This is a genomic window from Dolichospermum sp. FACHB-1250, assembly GCF_014696335.1.
GTDB lineage: Bacteria > Cyanobacteriota > Cyanobacteriia > Cyanobacteriales > Nostocaceae > Dolichospermum > Dolichospermum planctonicum.
In genome coordinates, this window is record NZ_JACJPZ010000051.1 from 1 (window position 1) to 20,867 (window position 20,867).

The following is a 20,867-nucleotide window of genomic DNA, read 5'->3' on the forward strand; positions in this document are numbered from 1 at the left end:
ACCGAAAACTTAAAAATCACATCCTGTAAATCCTCAAATCCTGGTTATCCTGATTCAAGACAAGAAAACCCAAACCAAAACCGAAAACTTAAAAATCACATCCTGTAAATCCTTAAATCCTGGTTATCCTGATTCAAGACAATAAAACCCAAACCAAAACCGAAAACTTAAAAATCACATCCTGTAAATCCTCAAATCCTGGTTATCCTGATTCGGACTATAATAATGTTGAACGCAGATAAACGCAGATAAACGCTGATGGTTTTATGGTTATTCTGTTTATTTGTAGGGGTAATTCATGAATTACCCCCTAGGTTGATTGTATATTACCATTCATTCAATGCTGGTAAACTTTTAACAATTCTCACGGTTTCTAAGCTGACTCTCACAATCCTTTTGACTAAATCCACTATATAACGGGGATTTTCTGACCAATGGTTAGGGTCATTAATTATGCCACTATCTTTATCTTTGGTGACTTTGTACCTTTCCATTATCCATTCTAGGGCTGATTTGCCATTTACTATATATTCGTAGGCTTCTAGGGGGATTTGGGATAGAGTAAGTTTACTATTATAGATGATGATGGTTTTATCTAGGCCGTTTTTATTCTTACCAAAGACCATTTTTTCCACTTGATAATCTTGGTCATCTAAATATAAATCTTTTTTAAATTCTTCTAATTCATAAGGTTCTATGGTTTCATAGTTGAGATGATAATACGCTAATTCTCTTCCCGCTTGACTGAATGTCCAAAAATCCGCAGTAAAGGGGATTCGTGGTAACATTTTCTTCAGGTCTGACGCAAAGCGTTGTTTATATTCGGGTGAATGTAATACTCCATAAATGTAATAGAAGATGTCTTCTTTGCTGATGGTTTTGTCTTCATATTTTTGCTGATATTCTTTGAAAATGCTATCGGGGATATTTTCTTTTTTGGTGTATTGTTCTGTGTTTGCTGTTGCAAATAGTTCTCCTAGTTCGCTTTGTTTTTCGTAGGTATATAAGGGGAAACATTGACCTGCTTGATGGAAATTTAAATCAGGAAGTGTATTTACTATTAAAGCATTAAAATCTTTTGTAACACCAATTCCAGTTACACAAATTACTAAGTTTTCTAAGTTTTGATTTGGGAAAATTTTAGGCATTTGGCCAACTCGATGATTTAGATAATTGTCAAAATATATCCATTGTTTACAAAATGGTCTATATATACCTTTTACAATAGATTTTTCTTGATATTCAATAATTTTTATTCTTTGTAATTGTTGTTTAAGACTACTTGACCAACTAATCTTTTTTGTGTCTGTATCAACAAAAGATTCTACCAGCTTTTCCTTATCTTTAGTATTAACAAATCTTTTATCTTTTAAATATTCTTTAAATTCTTCAACTTGCTGGTTATAAAAATCAATCATTCTCGTAATATTATCAATAACTGATTGATAAGAGAAGTTATAAACCCAAATATCTCTAGTAGTTTCAAGACCTCTTGAATAAACATCAAAAATAGTTTTACTAGTTGCATCTTTTTTATCACCCAATGAAATAAAACTTTCAAAATCATCATTACGTTGGTTAATCCAATCATAATTTTCATTAAGGGTGATTTCTTGCCATTTAATAGTAGAAATATCACCAAAATTTTTAATAATATCTAATTTTTCCTTTTGACTTAAATAATCACCAATATCATGATAAAATACCTTATTTTCTGATTTCTTACTGGAATTTTTGATTAAGAAAATAATCGCAATAGTAGCACGACTTCCTGAACCAAAAATTTTACCCCCTTCTTTTCTTGATTGTTCTCCCGAAGTTCTTTGATTACCTCGTAAATTAAAACAATAAATGCTAGTAAATTCATCTACCAAACATTTTCTAAAACCATCCATTGCATTACCATCAATGAATGAACCATTACTGACAAAACAAACTATACCTTGGTCTTTTATTCTATCACTAGCCCATCTAAAACCGCGAATATAAGAATCATAAAGACTGTTTTTATTCGTAGCTGTGGAATGTTTAGCGTAACTATTGGCAATTTTTTGATCTAAATTTTCATATTTGAGATTTTTATTCCCATCATTTTCGCTAGTTTGTCCAGCAGAATAAGGAGGATTACCAATAATCACAGTAATATCCCTTTGCTTTTGATTAATAACCCGTTGATTATTTTCAGGAAAGATACTTTCTAACAAATAACCTGCATTTTCAAACATTTGAAATGTATCTGTTAAAACAATGCCATTAAAAGGTTGATATTCACCACCAGCTAAAAAATGATAACTTTCCTCAATATTAATTGCTGCAATATAATAAGCTAATAAAACAATCTCATTACAATGCAACTCATAACTAAACTTCCGTTGTAAATCCTCAGGTTTAATTAACCCACTTTGCAATAACCGCACCATAAAAGTACCCGTCCCGGTAAAGGGGTCTAAAATATGCACACCTTCATCAGTTAAACCCACACCAAACTCTTGTTTTAAAGCAAAATCAGCACTTTTAATAATAAAATCTACCACTTCCACGGGAGTATAAACAATACCCAATCTTTCTACCAACCGGGGAAAAGCCGCACGGAAAAATTTATCATATAATTCAATAATGATCCGCTGTTTTCCTTCTGCATTATCAATACCACTAGCGCGTTCTCGCACACTTTGATAAAACTTGTCTAAAGTCTTGACTTCCTTCTGCAAAGATTGACCTTCTAACACATCTAACATTCTTTGCATTGTCTGGGAAACCGGGTTATATTTAGTAAATTCGTAACCCTCAAACAAAGCATCAAAAACCGGTTTGGTAATTAAATGTTGAGATAACATTTCAATGGCTTCATCTTCGGTGACATTAGGATTAATATTTTGATGTAACCCTGTGATAAATTCATCAAATACTTTTTTCGCTTCTGATTGTAAGGGCGAACGGCCGTTCGCCCCTACTAATAATGCTTTAATTCGGGAAATGTGAGTATCAGCAATTTTCGCTACATCCTTAGCCCAATCTTCCCAATAACGACGATTACCACATTTAGTAACTATTTTCGCATAAATGGCATTTCGCCATTCTTCAATGGGAAAATTCAATTCTAATTGTTTATATGTAGGGGCGAACGGCCGTTCGCCCTTACCATTATTTTCAGTTTTACCACCTACACCAATAATACTAATTTTATCAGGACGACGTTTATTTAATTCTATCTTATTGATAGTAGCATTAAATCTCTCATCATGGGAGCGTAAAGCCTGTAAAACTTGCCAAACTACTTTATATTCATTATCTTTTAAAGCAATTTCAGGAGGTATATCTGCCGCAATACTAACTGGTAAAATGATATAACCGTATTTTTTCCCTTCTGCTTTTCTCATCACTCTACCAACGGACTGTACCACATCCACCACGGAGTTACGAGGTGTGAAGAATATCACCGCATCTAACGCGGGTACATCTACCCCTTCCGATAAACACCGCGCATTAGAGAGGATTCGACAGATATTACCGCTATTTCCCCCCCTTGTAGCAGGGGTTAGGGGGGGTTCAGCTTTTAACCATGCTAATTTTTCATTTCTTTGTAAAGCGTTTTGTTTACCGTCAACGTGCTGTAATTCACATTGTAAAATTGTTTCATCTTCGGGGTTTAATTTTTGATAATCATTGATATTCTTAGCGAATAATTTGACAATTTTTTCTGAATCTTCAATGGTGCGACAAAACGCAACCGCCCGTTTCATTGGGGTTTTATCTTCTGTGTCGTCTCCTTCTTCATCATTAAGAATACGTTTTGCTAAACCATTCCAACAACCAATAATTTTAGCTTTATCATCTAAATTTAATACATACTTTCCATCAGAAATTTGTTGTTGAAAAGTTGCATTAACAAAATTTTTATCTACTGCTAATACCATGACTTTGTAATCACTTAATAAGCCAGCACTAACAGCTTCACCAAAATTTAACCTATGAAACTCTTGACCATAAAGATCTACATCATCCATGGAACATAATAAAACATCATTTTCTTGTGCTTGATTTTTAGCATCAGGATCATAAACTTTAGGAGTTGCTGTCATGTAAAGACGTTTTTTAGCTTGGATAAAATCTTGATTATGTACTCTGACAAAATAAGATTCATCTTCACCAGAATGTAGGGGCGAACGGCCGTTCGCCCTTACACCTGTGGTTCTATGGGCTTCATCACAGATAATTAAATCAAATTCTGGTAAACCTTGTTTCTGTGCATCTGATATAGCTTGAATTGATTGATAGGTAGAAAAAATAACGGTTAATTCTTTTTGATTTTTAGATTGAATATTGTGATAGGATTTTATAATATCATTGGCGTTAGTTGTGGCAGGAAACGCTAAATCATTAACTGTAATATCTGCAAGATCATCATTTTTAGATTTTTGCTTACTTTTACCCACATTCACATCAGAACAAACTGCAATACTATGAAAATTAATATCAGTTTCAGCAGTCCATTCTCGCAAAGTTTGGGAAAGTAAAGAAATAGAAGGAACTAAAAAGAGAATTAAATTATTTTCTTTAAGGAAATTTTCCGCAATTTTCAAAGCGGTAAAGGTTTTACCAGTACCGCAAGCCATTATTAATTTACCTCTATCTCCTGTTTGAAAACCCGTGAGGACTTTTTCTAAAGCGGTTTGTTGATGAGGCCTAATTTTTTTTTTAGGTTTAAGTTCTAAATGATCAGGATTTTCTAAACTGAATTGCTCCCAATCAATGGGACTATTGGCTAAATCGTAAATAGTAGCACGAATAACAGGAATTTGTTGACCATCTAAAGCTGCTAAGGCGTGTTTACTCCACTTGTTTGTAGTGGAAATTATCATGCGTTTTTTAAATAAATTTGTCCCCGAAGCGGTGAAAAATGAATCTATATCTGATTTTTCTAAAGTTTGGTCTTCTCCATAACATTTACATTGAATAGCACAATAATCGCCAGTATCTCTGATGACTGCTACTAGGTCAATACCTGTATCTGGCATATTTCCCCGTTTCGGGAAATCCATCCATAACCAAACCTCGCTAAAATACTCTTTGTAGATGGGATCAGTTTTGAGATAAGTTAACATTAACCGTTCAAATTTATCTCCTAATTCCCGGGGAGATTGAGAATTTTGTCTAAATTCCTTTAATATTTTGCCAATAGTCATATTCAGATTTCTCCTATCTTCCAGATCCCCTGCTCGTTTTCTCATTCCCACCCAGCGCATGGCAATGAGGCTATAGATTAATATAATAACTACACTTACGTATAGTTGTAAAGGTCTGATGGGATTAACTTATATTAACTTATATTAACTTGTATTAACTTATATTAACTTGTATTAACTTGGATTAACTTAGATTAACTTCTGCTGACTTTTGATGACTTTTGATGAAAAAACTTTTGCACCTTTGGGTTTTGGGGGGAAACATAGAAACCATAATTGATACCAGTATTATGCAAATTATGTAACACCAAAAAAAAAGGCTCAAATCTGTTATTTCACAGAATACAATCTATAAGTTATAATGGTTAACAACAGTTTGAGCTATCTACCAGGGTTTTAAATTCTATAATAAGTCCGTAAATCGGCCATCGTTTTGCAAAGTTTTCAGGATCTGCTTAATTTCCTGGGTACGATCCTTCTTCACTACTAGGGTAACATTGCGATCGCGGACAATGACCACATCTTCTAAACCGATAGTAACAATTACATCATCAGGATTGGAGGCATAAACAATAGCTCCTTGAGTATCTAAGCCAACATGAGTAGCAAGTTCTACATTAGGATTATCCTCTTGTTTTAGTAAACGTTCAATAGCATTCCAATCACCCAAATCATCCCAACCAAATGCCACAGGTAAAACATAAGCTAAACTAGTTTTTTCCATCAGCGCGTAATCTATACTTTTTTTAGGTAACTGGGGATAAATATCAGGGCCATATTGTTCTAAAGGTTGGATAATTTCTGGTGCATGGGTGCGTAATTCTGCTAAAACAACACCGGCTTGAAAAACAAACATACCACTATTCCAGCTAAACCGTCCTGTAGATAAAAAAGTTGCGGCTGTTTCCTGGTCGGGCTTTTCAGTAAAACGCTGAACATGATAAGCTGGCAAGTTATTAAAGTCACATAATTTCTCGCCTTGCTCAATATAACCATAGCCAGTTGATGGAAAATTGGGTTTGATCCCCAAAGTCACTATTGCCGGGGTAGTTCTTGCCAACTCGGTAGCAGCGGACAGGGTAGCTAAAAATACCTCTGGGTCAGCAATCCAGTGGTCAGCCGGGAAAAAACCAATCATAGCGTTTTTTCCGTAACGCTTGTTAATTTCTAAACTTGCCCAAGCAACAGCAGCGGCGGTATCTCGTCCTAAAGGTTCAATGAGTAAATTTGATTCTAGTAAATCAGGAAGTTGTTCTCTCACCCCTTGGGCAATGGCGCTAGAGGTAATTACCCACAAGTTTTGCCAACCGTCAGCCAATGGTAACAATCGATCAGCGGTTGCTTGTAGTAAGCTCTGAGAGCTACCATCAAGACTTAAAAATTGTTTAGGTCTGTCCAGTCGGCTCAAAGGCCAAAAACGTTCACCTTTACCACCTGCTAAAATCACAGGAAAAAATAAATTATTCATACTCGAAAGCACACCCAATGCAGAACAATATAAGTTTACATCGAATGGTGGGTAAGTCTTGCCCCTTACCCCTTGCCTCTGGACTGTGGCCTGTGGCCTGTGGACTGCATTTAATTTTGAATTTTGGATGATCTTGACTGATAATTTCGGTTAGTTAAGTATGTTGTAATTATCACAGATTAAAGCTATGAGGACAGCAAAACCTAACAAAATCTGGCTGATGCTTTTTTAAAATCCAAAATTTGCACTGTGAAATTTTGCAGTTGCAATATTTGTAGCTTGTATTAACATACCTTTAAGGAGTGGTTGAGTGGGGAGAAAATTGTGATTAAACAAATTCAATGGTTAGAAAATCAGGTCATACCTCAACAGGTAACACCACCAGAGCAGGAGGTAAAACAGCCACCAGTCCAAAAGTTAGAAAATCAGACAATAATTCAACAAGTACCAGTGTCCACCCCCCTGGTAAAACCGCCGGAATCAGTCTACTCTGCTAGTAGCGTTGTGGAATCAGTGGGCGCTCTTCCCAAGGAACTCTATGCGCGATTAGGCTTATCAATTCCCCGCTGGTTATTGTGGGTGCTAACTGTTGTTTTAGGCGTAACTGTATCTGGTTTATTAGCGTCCAGTTTGGCACTATGGACTCCTCTATGGAGTAATCTAGACCAAACGAAAGATGATGAATTTGCTTCTTATAAACAGAATCAAGTCAAAATACCCGCAGGTTTATGGACTCAGCTTTCTCAGTATAAACTATCAAGACCCATGAATATTTTAATTATGGGTATTGAACCAGTGCCGGGAACTGTAGACGGTTCACCAGAAAGTTTTGCTGGTAGCAGTGATACTATGATGTTGGTGCGGCTAAATCCCAGTGATAAATCTATTCGCGTTCTGTCAATTCCCAGAGGGACAATGATAGCAATCCCCGAACAAGGCTTAACTAAGGTATCTGAAGCTAATGCCAAGGGTGGTCCAGTTTTAGCCGCACGGGTAGTTAGTCGCAGTTTAAACAATGCTCCCATAGATAGATATATCCGCATTTCTACTAGTGGCTTCCGCCAATTAGTTGACCAGTTGGGTGGGGTAGATGTATTTGTCCCCCAAGCTATGAATTATCAAGATCGCTCAGGTGGCTTGTCAATAAATTTAGTCAGCGGTTGGCAAAATCTTAATGGTCAACAAGCAGAACAGTTTGCCCGCTTTCGTGAAGAAGGTATGGGGGATTTACCCAGAGTTCAGCGACAACAAGCACTAATCACTGCTTTAATGCAAAAGCTCAACAGTCCCACTGTTTTACCCAGGTTGCCCCAATTAACTCGCATTATGCGGAAGTATTTTGATACCAACCTCAAAACGGAGGAAATGATGGCATTGGCGAATTTTTCCGTGAATGTAGAACGGGATAATTTCCAAATGGCAATGTTACCCGGTACTTTTAGCAAATTCAGTCAAGATCCTAATAGCTATTGGTTAAATATGACTGGTCAACAAAGCTTATTAACTGATTTTACTGGGGTAAATGTCGCTGGTATTACCTCAGATACCAGACCTATTTCTGCCCGGAGAGTTGCTGTTCAAAATACTACTAATCAACCCCAGCTAACGCAAAGGGTAATTACCTATCTTAAGCAGAAAGGTTTTACTAATGTTTACCCAGTTCCAGACTGGCCAGATACCCAGAGTCAAACTCAGATTATTGTCCAAAAAGGCAACCGACAACCAGGAATTGATTTACAACAAGTTTTAGGTTTAGGACAAGTTGAAGTTTCAGGAAACGGTGATCTAGAATCTGACTTGACAATTCGCATTGGTAAAGATTGGAAGTAAGTAACTTTCTCACAGGGAAGAGGGAACAGGGAACAGAGAACAGGGAACTCTTAACTGGGAACGTTCCCTCACTATAACGACAATTTTTAACGCCAACCTACTTAGCAAGTTTATGAACAAAATTTTGTTAAGATATTTAACTTTAATTTCTATTTGGGCGGGATTGTGTATTATGATTCCGCAAATAACATTCGCTCAAGTTAATACTATTAACTACAGTAATGCTAACTTAAATAATCGTGACTTTTCCTATACTGATTTTGTCGGTGGAACTTTTGTCGCAGCGGAAATGCGGGGAACAAATTTCCAAGGTGCAAATTTAACTAACGCAATTTTTACCAAAGGCGTTTTATTAAAAGCCAATTTAGAAGGTGCAAATTTAACAGGCGCTTTAGTTGATCGTGTTACCTTAGATGGTGCTAATCTAAGAAATGCCATTTTTACAGAAGCAACTTTGACCCGCAGCCGCTTTTATGATGCTGATATCACTGGCGCTGATTTTACAAATGCAATCATTGACCGTTATCAAGTATCGCTGCTGTGTAAAATAGCGCAAGGTGTTAATCCTGTAACTGGTATTTCTACTCACGATAGTTTAGGTTGTCGTTGAAAAATTGACAACTAATAACTCTCAACTAACCACTGACCACTGATATTCGTGACACAACAAGAAAAAAAACCCGCCCGTTCTTTCGCTGGAATTGCTGGTATTGTTGCCGCAGCAACATTAATTAGTAAGGTATTTGGTTTAATTAGACAACAAATAATCGCTGCGGCTTTCGGTGTCGGTGCAGCAGCTACGGCCTATAGCTATGCTTATATTATCCCCGGTTTTCTTTTGATCTTACTGGGTGGTGTCAACGGACCTTTACATAGTGCCATTGTCAGTGTTTTATCTAAACATAAAAAAGAAGCAGCAGCACCTATAGTAGAAACAGTAACAACTCTTGTGGGTGGGTTGTTGCTAGTAGTGACAATTGCCCAAATATTCTGCGCTGAGTTAATTATTGATTTAGTTGGTCATGGCTTAGAAGCGACTACAAGAGCGATCGCCATCCGTCAAATCCAAATTATGTCCCCTCTGTCCTTATTTGCGGGCTTAATTGGGATTGGTTTTGGGACTTTAAATGCAGCTAATCAATATTGGTTATTATCAATTAGTCCGTTATTATCCAGTATAACCGTTATTATCGGTATCGGTATTTTAGTTCTAGAATATGGTAAACAAATTATTAATCCTGAATATGCTTTCATCGGTGGCATGATATTAGCCTGGGGAACTTTAGCGGGAGGAATTTTGCAATGGTTAGTACAATTAATTGTCCAATGGCGGTTAGGATTAGGGACATTACGGCTAAGATTTGATTTTAAATCTCCTGGTGTTCAAGAAGTAATTAAAATCATGACTCCAGCCACCATATCATCAGGAATGATGCCCATAAATGTCGCCACTGACCTTTATTTTGCCAGTCCTATTGCCGGTGCAGCAGCAGGTTTTACCTATGCTAATCTTTTAGTACAAACTCCTTTGGGAATTATTTCTAATATTATTTTACTGCCTTTATTACCAACATTTGCTAAACTTTCTCACCCAGACAATTGGCCAGAACTAAAATTACGCATTCGGCAAGGACTTTTACTAACTGCTGTCACCATGCTACCTTTAGGGGCTTTAATGGTATCTTTATCTGAGCCAATTGTCCAGATAGTTTATCAACGGGGAGCATTTAAACAAGAAGCAACTCAGTTAGTATCTTCTTTATTAGTTGCCTATGGAATTGGGATGTTTGTCTATCTAGGGCGTGATGTTTTAGTCAGGGTATTTTATGCTTTGGGTGATGGACAAACACCTTTTAAAATTAGTACATTTAATATTTTTCTTAATGCTGTACTAGATTTCTTATTAGTTGAACCTTTTGGCGCACCGGGTTTAGTTTTGGCTACAGTTGGCGTTAATTGTGGTTCCATGTTGATGTTGTTATTTTTGCTAAACCGCAAACTTAATGGTTTACCTTGGCGGGAATGGTGTATCCCTATTTTGAGTTTAACTGGTGGTAGTATTATATCGGGTCTAGCTAGTTTTGGAGCTTTAATAGTTTCTCGTCAAGTTTTGGGTAAACCAAATTTAATTACTTTATTCATAGAATTATCTATATCTGCTTTGGTGGGAATTGGTGTATTTTCTCTTATTGCTTCGAGAATGAATATTCCCGAGGTGAATAGTTTTGTAATTAAGATGCGACAAAAGTTTTTAAAGAAATAAGAAGAAATAAATTAAAATTACTGTAAAATTTAGTTCAATAGAATGAATCAGGAAATTAGGAACTGGCGTTATGAATCCATTGTCCTTGTTAGGTAAAGCTGTGAGAATTGGAAGCTTCTTGGCTTCTGATGCTGAAATATCTTATGGTGTGCAAGATCATTTACCAGAAGAAGTTAAGCAAGTTATTGAACGTTGCGCTCCTAAACCTGTTGCCCGAGTAGACTATAAAGAAAGCAGTAAATTTGGACAACGATACAAATGCTATGACGAACGTGGTGTCTTTATGGGGCGAGTGAAATATCGCCACGGGACATGGACTTGGGAAAGCTGACATCGCTTTTTTTGATTATGTACACAATAAACATCTGGGGCAAAGATTGGATAATTTTGATTTCTTCCCAGTCTTTACCCATAAGCTGTCACCACTTGTACAAGTGACAACTTACCCTTAAAATGTTAAACAGCGTCTATCGGGAAATCAAATTCCAGGCTAAACCCATCAATTAGCAGTGCTATTTGATTTCAGTGTTTATATTAAATTTCACGAGAGGTTATGGACAAAAGTCCAACAGATGGCAGTAGTACCCTCCTCTAAGCTGGCGAGGCAGTCTCCCAGCGCGGGGGAGACTTTAGGAGATGTCTATTATGCTGACCCAGGAAATTCGTACTTCCTTAGATATTGCTGACTTAAATCAGCTTAAATGTGATTTGAATTGTCTACAACCTGTAGATGTGGGAGACTATATCAGCCAATTGCCAGAAAAACAAAGGGCGATCGCTTTTCGGCTACTCAACAAAGACCAAGCCATAGATGTCTTTGAATATTTACCCACAGAAGTACAGGAAGAACTAATCAACTCTCTCCACGATGCCCAGGTAGTCCACCTGGTGGAAGAAATGAGTCCCGACGAACGGGCGGAATTATTTGATGAACTACCAGCGGGAGTAGTTAAACGACTATTACAACAACTCAGCCCAGAACAAAGACAAGCCACGTCAACGATTCTCGGCTATCCAGAGGGGACAGCGGGGCGGGTAATGACCACGGAATATGTCCGCTTGCGGCGAGGCTTAACGGTGGGTGAAGCCCTCAGTAAAATCCGCCTGCAAGACGAAGACAAGGAAACAATTTACTACGCCTATGTCACCGATGATAACCGCAAATTAGTGAGTGTAGTTTCTTTGCGTCAACTGTTATTTACCTTTCCCGATGTTTTAATTAAAGATATTGCCAGCCCTCACGTTGTCAAAGTCAGAACAGAAACACCCCAGGAAGAAGTCGCCCGGATTATGCAGCGTTACGACTTAATCGCCATGCCTGTGGTTGATAGGGAAGATAGATTAGTCGGTATTATTACGATTGATGATGTAGTAGATATTTTAGAAGAAGAAGCTACAGAAGATATCCAAAAATTGGCAGGGGTCAGTGGTGACGAAGAAGCCTTATCTGCCCCACACATCACCATTCGCAAACGGTTGCCTTGGTTATTGGGGATTATGGGATTATACATTGGCGCGGCCAGTGCGATCGCTCCTTTTCAATCTGTGATTGCTGCTGTACCAGTCCTGGCCGTGATTATGCCCATATTTTCTAATACTGGTGGCACTGTCGGTATACAAGCACTTACCGTAACTATTCGTAGTTTAGGCGTAGGAGACGTTACACCTGAAGATACCTGGAAAATCCTCCGTAAAGAACTGTTAGCCGGTTTAGGAACAGCCCTAGCATTAGGAATAACAATGATTGCCCTTTCCCTAATTTGGGCTAAACCCCAAGAAAAATGGGTAGCTTTAATTGCAGGGGCAGTCATGGCCACTAATACAATGGTGGCTGTGACTTTGGGAACTTTGTTACCCATGGCCTTAAAGCGGTGGAAATTAGATCCGGCTTTAATGAGTGGTCCGTTAGTCACAACCATGTTAGATACCATCGGTTTTTTAACCTTTCTCAGTATGGTTTCTATGGCTTTAAATATATTTCATTTACAATCTTAAAAGATTGGTAATGGGTAATGGGTAATTGGTAATGGGTAATGGGTAATGGGTAATTGGTAATTGGTAATTGGTAATTGTATATATTATTTTCATTATTACCAATTATCTAATAACCAAAAATCTCAAATCCAAAATCTAAAATCCAAAATCTAATAACCCAAAATCTCAAATCCAAAATCCAAAATCTAAAATCTAAAATCTAAATGCCTACAACTACCTGGAATCGTCATCATATTCTCACACTTGCGGACTTTACAACGGCTGAATATAACGCCGTCTTACAAACTGCGGCTTCATTTCAAGAGGTACTATCACGAAGGACAAAGAAAGTCCCCACCTTACAGGGACAGGTGGTAGCAAATTTATTTTTTGAACCCTCTACCCGCACCCGCAGTAGTTTTGAAATAGCGGCTAAACGATTAAGTGCAGATACTCTCAATTTTGCCGCTTCCACATCTTCCATGACTAAAGGAGAAACTATTTTAGATACGGCAAAAACCTATTTAGCAATGGGAACTGATATTATGGTAATCCGCCATAAAGATGCCGGAGTACCTCTGAGTATAGCCCAAGAAATGGATCGTTTAGGTGTAAAAGTTAGCGTTCTTAATGCTGGTGATGGACAACACGAACATCCATCTCAGGGATTACTCGATTTATTTACTATTTGTAATTTAATTGATCCGGCACAACCAAGAATCGAATTATTAAAAGGCAAGAAAATTGCTATTGTTGGAGATATTTTACATTCCCGTGTCGCCCGTTCTAATATTTGGAGTTTAATTGCTAGTGGGGCGCAAGTGCATTTAGCAGCACCCCCCACATTATTACCTAAATTCTTTGCTGAATATTTGGGTGTTCACGAAAATTCCCATAATTTATTTACCCATTGGCAACTAGAACCAGCTTTAGAAAATGCTGATTTTGTCATGACTTTACGTTTACAAAAAGAACGCATGACAGCCAATTTATTACCTAGTTTAAGAGAATATCATCAATTATTTGGTATTACTCGCCCTAAATTAAAACTTTGTCAACCTGACGTTAAAGTTTTACATCCAGGACCTGTTAATCGTGGTGTAGAAATTAGTTCTGATTTAATGGATGATCCTGAATTTAGTTTAATTCAATCTCAGGTAACTAGCGGTGTGGCAGTACGAATGGCACTTTTGTATTTTATCGGTAACAGATTTTAATAGGACTTACACAACTTTCACAAAAAATACTCCTAATAAAATTTTATAAAGCTTGCTAAGTATAACAAATAAGCCTTATGTTTGAATATTATGGCAAAACAAGCTCTGTTTCTGCCATAACCAAAAGTATCAAAGCCAAGGCCAAAGCAAAACAGGGATTTTTAGCCGCAATGGCATCATTTTTCCCTATTTTTTGCCAATTTCAGCTAAATTGCTCCTCTGCGTCCAAATTAAATAACATTTGTAGAGTTTGCATACATCGTCTTCTCGCTTCTACATCTTCCTGGGCGCGTAATTGCACCATGGGATCATGCAAAATTTTATTAACTATTCCCCGTGTTAAAGCTTCAATGATTTCTTGATGTTTTTCGCTAAATTCTGAACCCAAGCGCGATAAAGCTTTTTCTAATTCTTGTTCGCGGATAGTCTCTACTTTATTGCGTAAAGAACTGATTGTAGAAACAGTTTCTAAACTTCGCCACCACACTTCAAAAGCCCCTACTTCCTCGTCTAATATCTTCTCAGCTTCTTGCGCCATTTGGCGGCGACTTTCATAATTTTGCGCGACAACGGCTTTCAAGTCATCAACATTAAAGGCTTTAACATTGGCTAAATCATTAACATCTGCATCTACGTTTCTGGGTACGGAAATATCAAATAACATTAATTGTTGATTTGGTTCTAGTACCATTTCTAACTTAGCCCGATTAAGAATAGGTTCTGTTGATGACGTGCTAGTAAATACTATATTACTTTCGGCAATAACTGACATCATCTCTGGCAGCAAATGGATTTGTATAGGTTGTTCTGGGAACAAATTTGCTAGTTCTTCAGCCCTACCACGGGAACGATTAACAATACTAATTTGACTTGCACCTTTAGAAATCAGGTGTTGTACAAGTAACCTGGACATTTTCCCAGCACCCAGAATAGACACGCGATAATTAGATAAATTTTTTACCTTCATCTGCGCTAATTCTACTGCTGCTGAACTGATGGAAACAGCACCAGTACCAATACTAGTTTCCGTACGAACTCGTTTACCGGCGGTGAGGGCTTGTTTAAATAACCGATTTAAAATGGTTTTGATGCCATTAAATTGCTGTCCGAGTTTATGAGTATGTTTAACTTGAGCTAAAATTTGACCTTCACCTAAGACGAGACTATCTAAACCAGATGCAACCCGTAAAATATGTGTTACAGCATCACCATGGAGCAATATAAACAGATGATGACGCAGAGAGACTATAGGTAGTTTACTATGTTCAGAAAGAAACTGAGTAACTTCGTGAATCCCTTGAGTAGTTTCGTTACTGACAATATAAATTTCTAAGCGGTTACAAGTGCTGAGAATAGCAACCTCATCAATATGAGCATAACTGAGAAGATGAGCGATCGCTCCTTCGATTTGAGTTTCGGGAATACTTAATTTTTCTCTAACTTCTATTGGGGCTGTTTTATGGCTTAACCCCACCACGGCAATATTCATTTCTTAAATGGGTAATAGGTAATAGGTAATAGGTAATAGGTAATAAGTAATAGGTAATAGGTCATGGGTCATGGGTAACAGGTAATTGGTAAGAGTTTTTTCCCAATCACCAATTACCTATCACAAATCACCAATGATTATCGTAGTTGGATAGTCTTGGGTTCTTGCCACAAGTGAACTGTATCCACAAAGCGAGCGGTTTTAGATTGACTGGAAATAACCAAGCTTTGGGTTCTAGCGCCACCGTGGAAGAAACGCACACCATCCATCAGAGTCCCAGGAGTGATACCGCAACCGGCGAATAACACCGTTTCACCAGAAGCTAATTCATTAGCGTTATAAACCTTGTCACCATCAGTAATACCCATTTCATTTAAACGGGCTAGATTACCTTCTCTGCTTTCACCAATTAAACCAGTTTGGACAACTTCTGGATCGTAGATTAATTGTCCTTGGAAGTGTCCACCCAAGCAACGTAAAGCCGCAGCTGAAATCACACCTTCGGGAGCAGCACCGATACCCATTAACGCATGAATATTAGTACCAGAAAAAGCGCAACAGATAGCAGCAGAAACGTCACCATCGCTGATCAGTCTAACTCTGGCACCAGCGGTGCGGATTTCTTGAATTAGTTCTTTATGACGGGGACGGTCCATAACAACAACTACTAATTCTTCCACAGCCCGGTTTAGGCATTCAGAAAGGATTTTTAAGTTTTCTGTAGCGGATTTGTTAATATCAACATGACCTCTAGCGGCGGCGGGCGCTGCCAGTTTCTTCATGTAGAAGTCAGGAGCAGCAAATAAACCGCCTTTTTCAGAAATTGCCAAAACCGCCATGGAGCCATTTTGACCATAAGCAACCAGGTTAGTACCTTCGCAGGGGTCAACAGCGATGTCAATTTCTACTAGTTCATTAACATTACAGAAATTAGCGGCATCTGGTCTGGTACAGATACCCACTTCTTCACCAATGTAAAGCATAGGAGCTTCGTCCCGTTCACCTTCACCGATGACAATGCGACCGCGCATATGGATTTTATTCATCCGTTCGCGCATAGCTTCCACAGCTACTTGGTCAGCAATGTTTTTTTCGCCCTTACCCATCCATTTTGAAGAAGCGATCGCAGCTTGCTCAACTACTTCTATAATTTCTAACCCAAGAGTATTTTCCACGGAGTCTGCCCTCTAAATTACTTGTCAAGTACGTTTTTTTTAGCTATTTCAGTTTTTAAGTCTACCAAAGTGCGGATACAGATGGAAAAAAGACTTGACTGATAACTGTGTTAAGTTTTGCAACTAAAACTCAACAGAAGATTTTTGAATCCAGTTATATTGACCGAGTTGGGCAAAAATGAAGTAGAAAGACACAAAAAACTCAATTATCTCGGAAAATTCCTTTTTTTCCTTTCTTTCCTTGTCATCATCACAATTTTTCACACCAAACGACTGAATGTACCAATTGAGTAAATGCTCCTACCAGGTTACAATAATTTTGGTGACAGCCTCCCGACTGTTCCTTACGAGGCTTTTATGGCAGCAAATCTCAAACAGATAGCCAAGTATCTAGATAATCTTGGTTGGCAATACCGTTTTGATGAAGAAGAAGACCGGATTATTACAGGTGTTGAAGCTCAAAACCTAGAGGATTTCCTGATAGTTGTTCAATTGGACGAAGAAGGGAGATTTTTCCGGTTATTTGCGCCTCAAGTTTTAGCGGAAGTGAAAGACCATCCCCACAAAAACGCCATCCTGCAAACCATGCTGGCTATTTCTTGGGAAACCAAAATGCTGCAATGGGAATATGATCCCTCCGATGGTGAAATCCGCGCTATTATTGAATTTCCCCTAGAGGACTCCATGCTCACCGAAAGACAATTTAACCGTTGTCTGAGCGGATTAATCCAAATTGTGGATAGCATTGCTGTGCCGCGTTTGCAGGAAGTAATGGAAACAGGAGAAGATCCGGGAAATATAGACTTGGGAGAAAGATTATTGTTGAGTATTCAAGAACAAGCTCCTGGATTATTAGAACTCCTAGAAAAAGCTATGGAAGCGCGGAAAAAGCGAGGTAGTTTTACCGATGAATCAGAGGATAACTACTGAAATCGCTAAACTGGAAAGTGATAACCTAATCATATACAAAAAAGAAATTTCCTAGGGCTGGATTTTTATGACATCCTATGCAACCTCCTCTGCTAAAGCGGAAATGAGTGAAATTCGGCGGTTAAAAAGTTTACTACCGCCAGAATTACAAAGTTGGGTAACGGTTGAAGGCACAACTGAGGTTAATCCATCTCTGATTCGTTGCGAAGAAATCGGCAAAGACCAAGTAGAAATTCAAATTGACTTGGTAAAATGGGATGCTCTGGCAATGGATCAGCGGAATTTGCTGTTTTGGCACGAAGTGGCTCGTGTTCAAAATGACACCATTCCTAAAGATGGCTGGGAAATGGCCGCACTGGCCATTGGTTTAGGTGGTGCGGTGGGTGAATTGTGGGTACAAGATGGATTATTACTAGTATTAGCTTTAGCTCTATGTGGCGTTTCCGGTTGGCGACTATACCAAAAAAATAATGGGGACAAACAAATTAAAGAATTGCTAGATGCTGACGAAAAAGCGATCGCTCTGGCAACCCGCTTTGGTTATAGTTTACCTAACGCTTATAAAAGTCTTGGTAGTGCCTTAAAAACCTTGGTTGAAAACACTCCTAGCAAGCGTCAGCGTTCTCGATATGAAGCTAGACTTTCTGCTCTTAAACGCAGCGCTAACAAAGCTAAATCTAAATCTAGGAATGGCGAAACTGGTGAACTGTAAAATCACAAGCAGTTAGCGGGGTGGGCAACCCCCAACCCCAAAAATATTGAATTACTTGGCCACAGTTTTATAGAATCAATAAATTTTATTCTTTTCTTGATGAAAACTTTTTAAATTCTACATTTGATGCAACATTTTATGAGTTTGGGGAATCACACGCACTTGTTTAACAAATCTCTTCATCAAAACTTGCCATTCTAAAACCTGGTCTGGAGTTGGTGCTACCATGACCACAGAACTAAATTCTTGAGCAGCTAAAGAGGCAACAGCTAAAGGGGTAACAGGTTGTAAAAATACCGGAATATCCTCATTGACTTGGGCAACTAACAAAGCCGCCCGTTCTAACTCCTGAACAACTGTACTTTGGGAAACAATTATTTTTACAAATACTTCTAACTTAGAGTTAGAGCATAACTGAAGAAATTTTGTGTGTTCTGGCCAATAAGTTTCACCGCTGACACTGGGTAGTTTCAAATCCATGCCCACAGAGTCTAAATAGGGGAGAATTATTGCCAAATTTTCTGGGCGATGTCCGCCGGTTTCCAGATAAATCGGTAAACTAGTCAGCGATCGCAATGCGGGCAAAAATTCCGCCAAAAATTGTGCATGAAGCAAAGGCTCTCCTCCAGTCAAGCTAATGCTATCGTGGACGAAAGGTAGATTTTGTCTGGCAATCCATGCCAACAATGTAGATGATGCAACGGGATTTGGATGAACTTCAAAATCTCGTAATCCGGGGTAAGACTCAATTTGGCAGCTAGGGGGTGCATTCCAGGTGTGGGCGCTATCGCAAAAATAACAACGCAGATCACAAAAAGCAAACCGGATAAAAATCTGACGCGTCCCCACATTCAGCCCCTCGCCTTGAATGGCAGAAAAGACTTCGATTAGGCGTGCAGTTGAGTTAACTTTATTTTTAGTAGTCATGATGATATGAAGTAAGGGAAGGATTCACCTATTTACAACAGCAAGAATTTTGTCAGTTTCTTCTATTGTGAAGCTTGATTAGTGATCTTCCCGCTGATCTTTAAAAATCTACTTACTTATGATTCATCATACAGATTAAAAATCGGGTTAATTGTTTTTTTAAGACCAAATCACATTTAATGAGATTTTAGATGGCAACTAAAGTGCAGAGCTTCATGAGTAGCCAAACCATACCAGTAGAATTTTTAGTTACTTACCTTGAAGATGTAGCAATCTTGCAAGTACCAGCGAGGTTAACCGTGCTTGAAGCTATCAGTTTTAAGCAAACTTGCCAAAACCTAATTCAAGCAGATTCACCACCTCGGCAAATTTTCATTGATTTTCAAAATACTACCTTTATGGATAGTAGTGGTTTAGGTTCTCTAGTCAGTAACTTCAAAAATTCCCAGGAAAAGGGAATTATCATGACACTGCGTCATATCACTCCCCAAGTCATGGCAGTCTTGAATCTGACAGGACTAGATCAGGTATTTCCCATTGAGTCTCTTGATAACTTAGAGCCAATAGCAAACGACAATCTGATAAATACGGGAAATTATCAAAATAATTCTCGAAAAGTAGACCCACTTCCGCAAACTCATCCTTCCGTGGCTTCTTGGATGAAACGGGCCATTGATATTGTCGGATCATTGGTTGGGTTAGTAATTACATCTATTTTGTTTATACCCATAGCGATCGCTATTAAAATTGACGATCCCGGTCCAATTTTCTTTAAGCAAACCCGTTGTGGTTGGATGGGTAAACGCTTTGCTATTTGGAAATTTCGGTCTATGTGCGTAGATGCGGAAGCTAAAAAATCCCAAATCAAAAATCAAGTGGAAGGCGCTTTCTTTAAAAATGATCATGACCCCAGAATTACCAAAGTAGGTAAGCTGTTACGTCGTACCAGTCTCGATGAATTACCGCAATTTTGGAACGTTCTCAAAGGTGAAATGAGTCTAGTAGGAACTCGACCACCTACACCTGATGAGGTGGAACGCTACGAAGTACCAGAATGGCAACGTTTAGACGTTAAACCTGGTATGACTGGTGAATGGCAAGTTAAGGGACGTTCTCAAGTCCGTAGTTTTGAAGACGTGATTCGTTTAGATTTACAATATCAAAAAAACTGGAGCTTAGTTTACGATTTAAAGTTGATTCTTAAAACTATCACCATTTTATTTCATAAAAACAGTGGGGCTGTTTAATCTTGCTGCCAAAATCCGCTGCATTTGATTTCTTCCGTCCTGTTTTTGTCCTTTATCCCGACTCTAACCTACCCAAATGCCACTCATACTTTGTATAATTTATTTCGTTATACCCTGGACGTGATTGCACAAAATTCATTTTATTTACCCAAGTCGTAAATCGGCTTGGGCTTATTTTTGTCTAATAGTATCTCACACAATATCTTCGCCATTTTTGAGAGGTTGGGTTTCATGCTGCCACCCAAGGTATGAATCTCAATAGTTAGTATCTGATAAAATCATATTTAAGTAAAATAAATCAGCTATTAAAGCGATTAAATAGGAAAATTTAACAAGAATCAGCCAAAAACTAGGACAAAGTACCAGAAAATGATAAATAGAGACTAAAGCGATTCAGGCATAAAGTTAACTGTAGAATATGTTACTATTCAGAAAAAACCCATTCACAC

14 protein-coding genes are annotated in these 20,867 nt (G+C 38.1%); 9 read left to right on the plus strand and 5 right to left on the minus strand.

What is annotated here, in order from left to right; translation table 11 throughout:
• Positions 1–326: 326 nt before the first annotated feature.
• Positions 327–5,186: a type ISP restriction/modification enzyme gene (locus tag H6F39_RS16345; protein WP_190397046.1), complete on the minus strand. Its 4,860-nt coding sequence runs from the start codon at positions 5,184–5,186 to the stop codon at positions 327–329.
• Positions 5,187–5,589: 403 nt separating this feature from the next.
• Positions 5,590–6,654: a mannose-1-phosphate guanylyltransferase gene (locus tag H6F39_RS16350; protein WP_190397047.1), complete on the minus strand. Its 1,065-nt coding sequence runs from the start codon at positions 6,652–6,654 to the stop codon at positions 5,590–5,592.
• A gap of 324 nt (positions 6,655–6,978) precedes the next feature.
• Between H6F39_RS16350 and H6F39_RS16355 the strand changes: the two genes are divergently transcribed.
• The 6 genes from H6F39_RS16355 to H6F39_RS16380 all read left to right on the plus strand — a co-directional run bounded on the left by H6F39_RS16355 (position 6,979) and on the right by H6F39_RS16380 (position 13,938).
• The gene (locus tag H6F39_RS16355) at positions 6,979–8,484 is read left to right on the plus strand and encodes an LCP family protein (protein ID WP_190371824.1); all 1,506 of its coding nucleotides are present in this window, start codon (positions 6,979–6,981) and stop codon (positions 8,482–8,484) included.
• 112 nt (positions 8,485–8,596) lie between these two features.
• Complete coding sequence (locus H6F39_RS16360) at positions 8,597–9,094, plus strand: pentapeptide repeat-containing protein (protein ID WP_190397048.1); 498 nt, start codon at positions 8,597–8,599, stop codon at positions 9,092–9,094.
• A 48-nt stretch (positions 9,095–9,142) separates the two neighbouring features.
• Positions 9,143–10,747, plus strand: a complete 1,605-nt coding sequence (gene murJ, locus H6F39_RS16365; protein WP_137907727.1) for a murein biosynthesis integral membrane protein MurJ — start codon at positions 9,143–9,145, stop codon at positions 10,745–10,747.
• 70 nt (positions 10,748–10,817) lie between these two features.
• Positions 10,818–11,078 carry a hypothetical protein gene (locus H6F39_RS16370; RefSeq protein ID WP_190397049.1) on the plus strand — a complete coding sequence of 87 codons (261 nt, stop codon included), beginning with the start codon at positions 10,818–10,820 and terminating at the stop codon, positions 11,076–11,078.
• A gap of 314 nt (positions 11,079–11,392) precedes the next feature.
• Positions 11,393–12,742 carry a magnesium transporter gene (gene mgtE / locus H6F39_RS16375; RefSeq protein WP_137907724.1) on the plus strand — a complete coding sequence of 450 codons (1,350 nt, stop codon included), beginning with the start codon at positions 11,393–11,395 and terminating at the stop codon, positions 12,740–12,742.
• Positions 12,743–12,945: 203 nt separating this feature from the next.
• A complete protein-coding gene (locus tag H6F39_RS16380; RefSeq protein ID WP_137907723.1) occupies positions 12,946–13,938 on the plus strand; it encodes an aspartate carbamoyltransferase catalytic subunit in 993 nt (330 codons plus the stop codon).
• Between the two features lie 202 nt (positions 13,939–14,140).
• Here the strand turns inward: H6F39_RS16380 and H6F39_RS16385 are convergent, their stop codons facing one another.
• Positions 14,141–15,427, minus strand: a complete 1,287-nt coding sequence (locus H6F39_RS16385; RefSeq protein ID WP_190397050.1) for a glutamyl-tRNA reductase — start codon at positions 15,425–15,427, stop codon at positions 14,141–14,143.
• Between the two features lie 137 nt (positions 15,428–15,564).
• Positions 15,565–16,602 carry a class II fructose-bisphosphatase gene (gene glpX / locus H6F39_RS16390; protein WP_190397051.1) on the minus strand — a complete coding sequence of 346 codons (1,038 nt, stop codon included), beginning with the start codon at positions 16,600–16,602 and terminating at the stop codon, positions 15,565–15,567.
• A 357-nt stretch (positions 16,603–16,959) separates the two neighbouring features.
• Between glpX and H6F39_RS16395 the strand changes: the two genes are divergently transcribed.
• Both H6F39_RS16395 and H6F39_RS16400 read left to right on the plus strand, forming a co-directional pair.
• Entirely contained in the window at positions 16,960–17,532 is a 573-nt protein-coding gene (locus H6F39_RS16395; protein WP_137907735.1) for a hypothetical protein, read from the plus strand.
• Between the two features lie 67 nt (positions 17,533–17,599).
• On the plus strand, positions 17,600–18,244 hold the full coding sequence (locus H6F39_RS16400; RefSeq protein WP_137907720.1) for a DUF3318 domain-containing protein: 645 nt from the start codon (positions 17,600–17,602) through the stop codon (positions 18,242–18,244).
• A gap of 117 nt (positions 18,245–18,361) precedes the next feature.
• Here the strand turns inward: H6F39_RS16400 and H6F39_RS16405 are convergent, their stop codons facing one another.
• Positions 18,362–19,171, minus strand: a complete 810-nt coding sequence (locus H6F39_RS16405) for a 7-carboxy-7-deazaguanine synthase QueE (protein WP_137907719.1) — start codon at positions 19,169–19,171, stop codon at positions 18,362–18,364.
• 191 nt (positions 19,172–19,362) lie between these two features.
• On the opposite strand from H6F39_RS16405, the gene H6F39_RS16410 reads away from it, so the two are divergent.
• Positions 19,363–20,418 (plus strand): sugar transferase, encoded by a 1,056-nt coding sequence (locus tag H6F39_RS16410; protein WP_190397052.1) that lies wholly within the window; start codon positions 19,363–19,365, stop codon positions 20,416–20,418.
• The last annotated feature ends 449 nt before the right edge of the window (positions 20,419–20,867 follow it).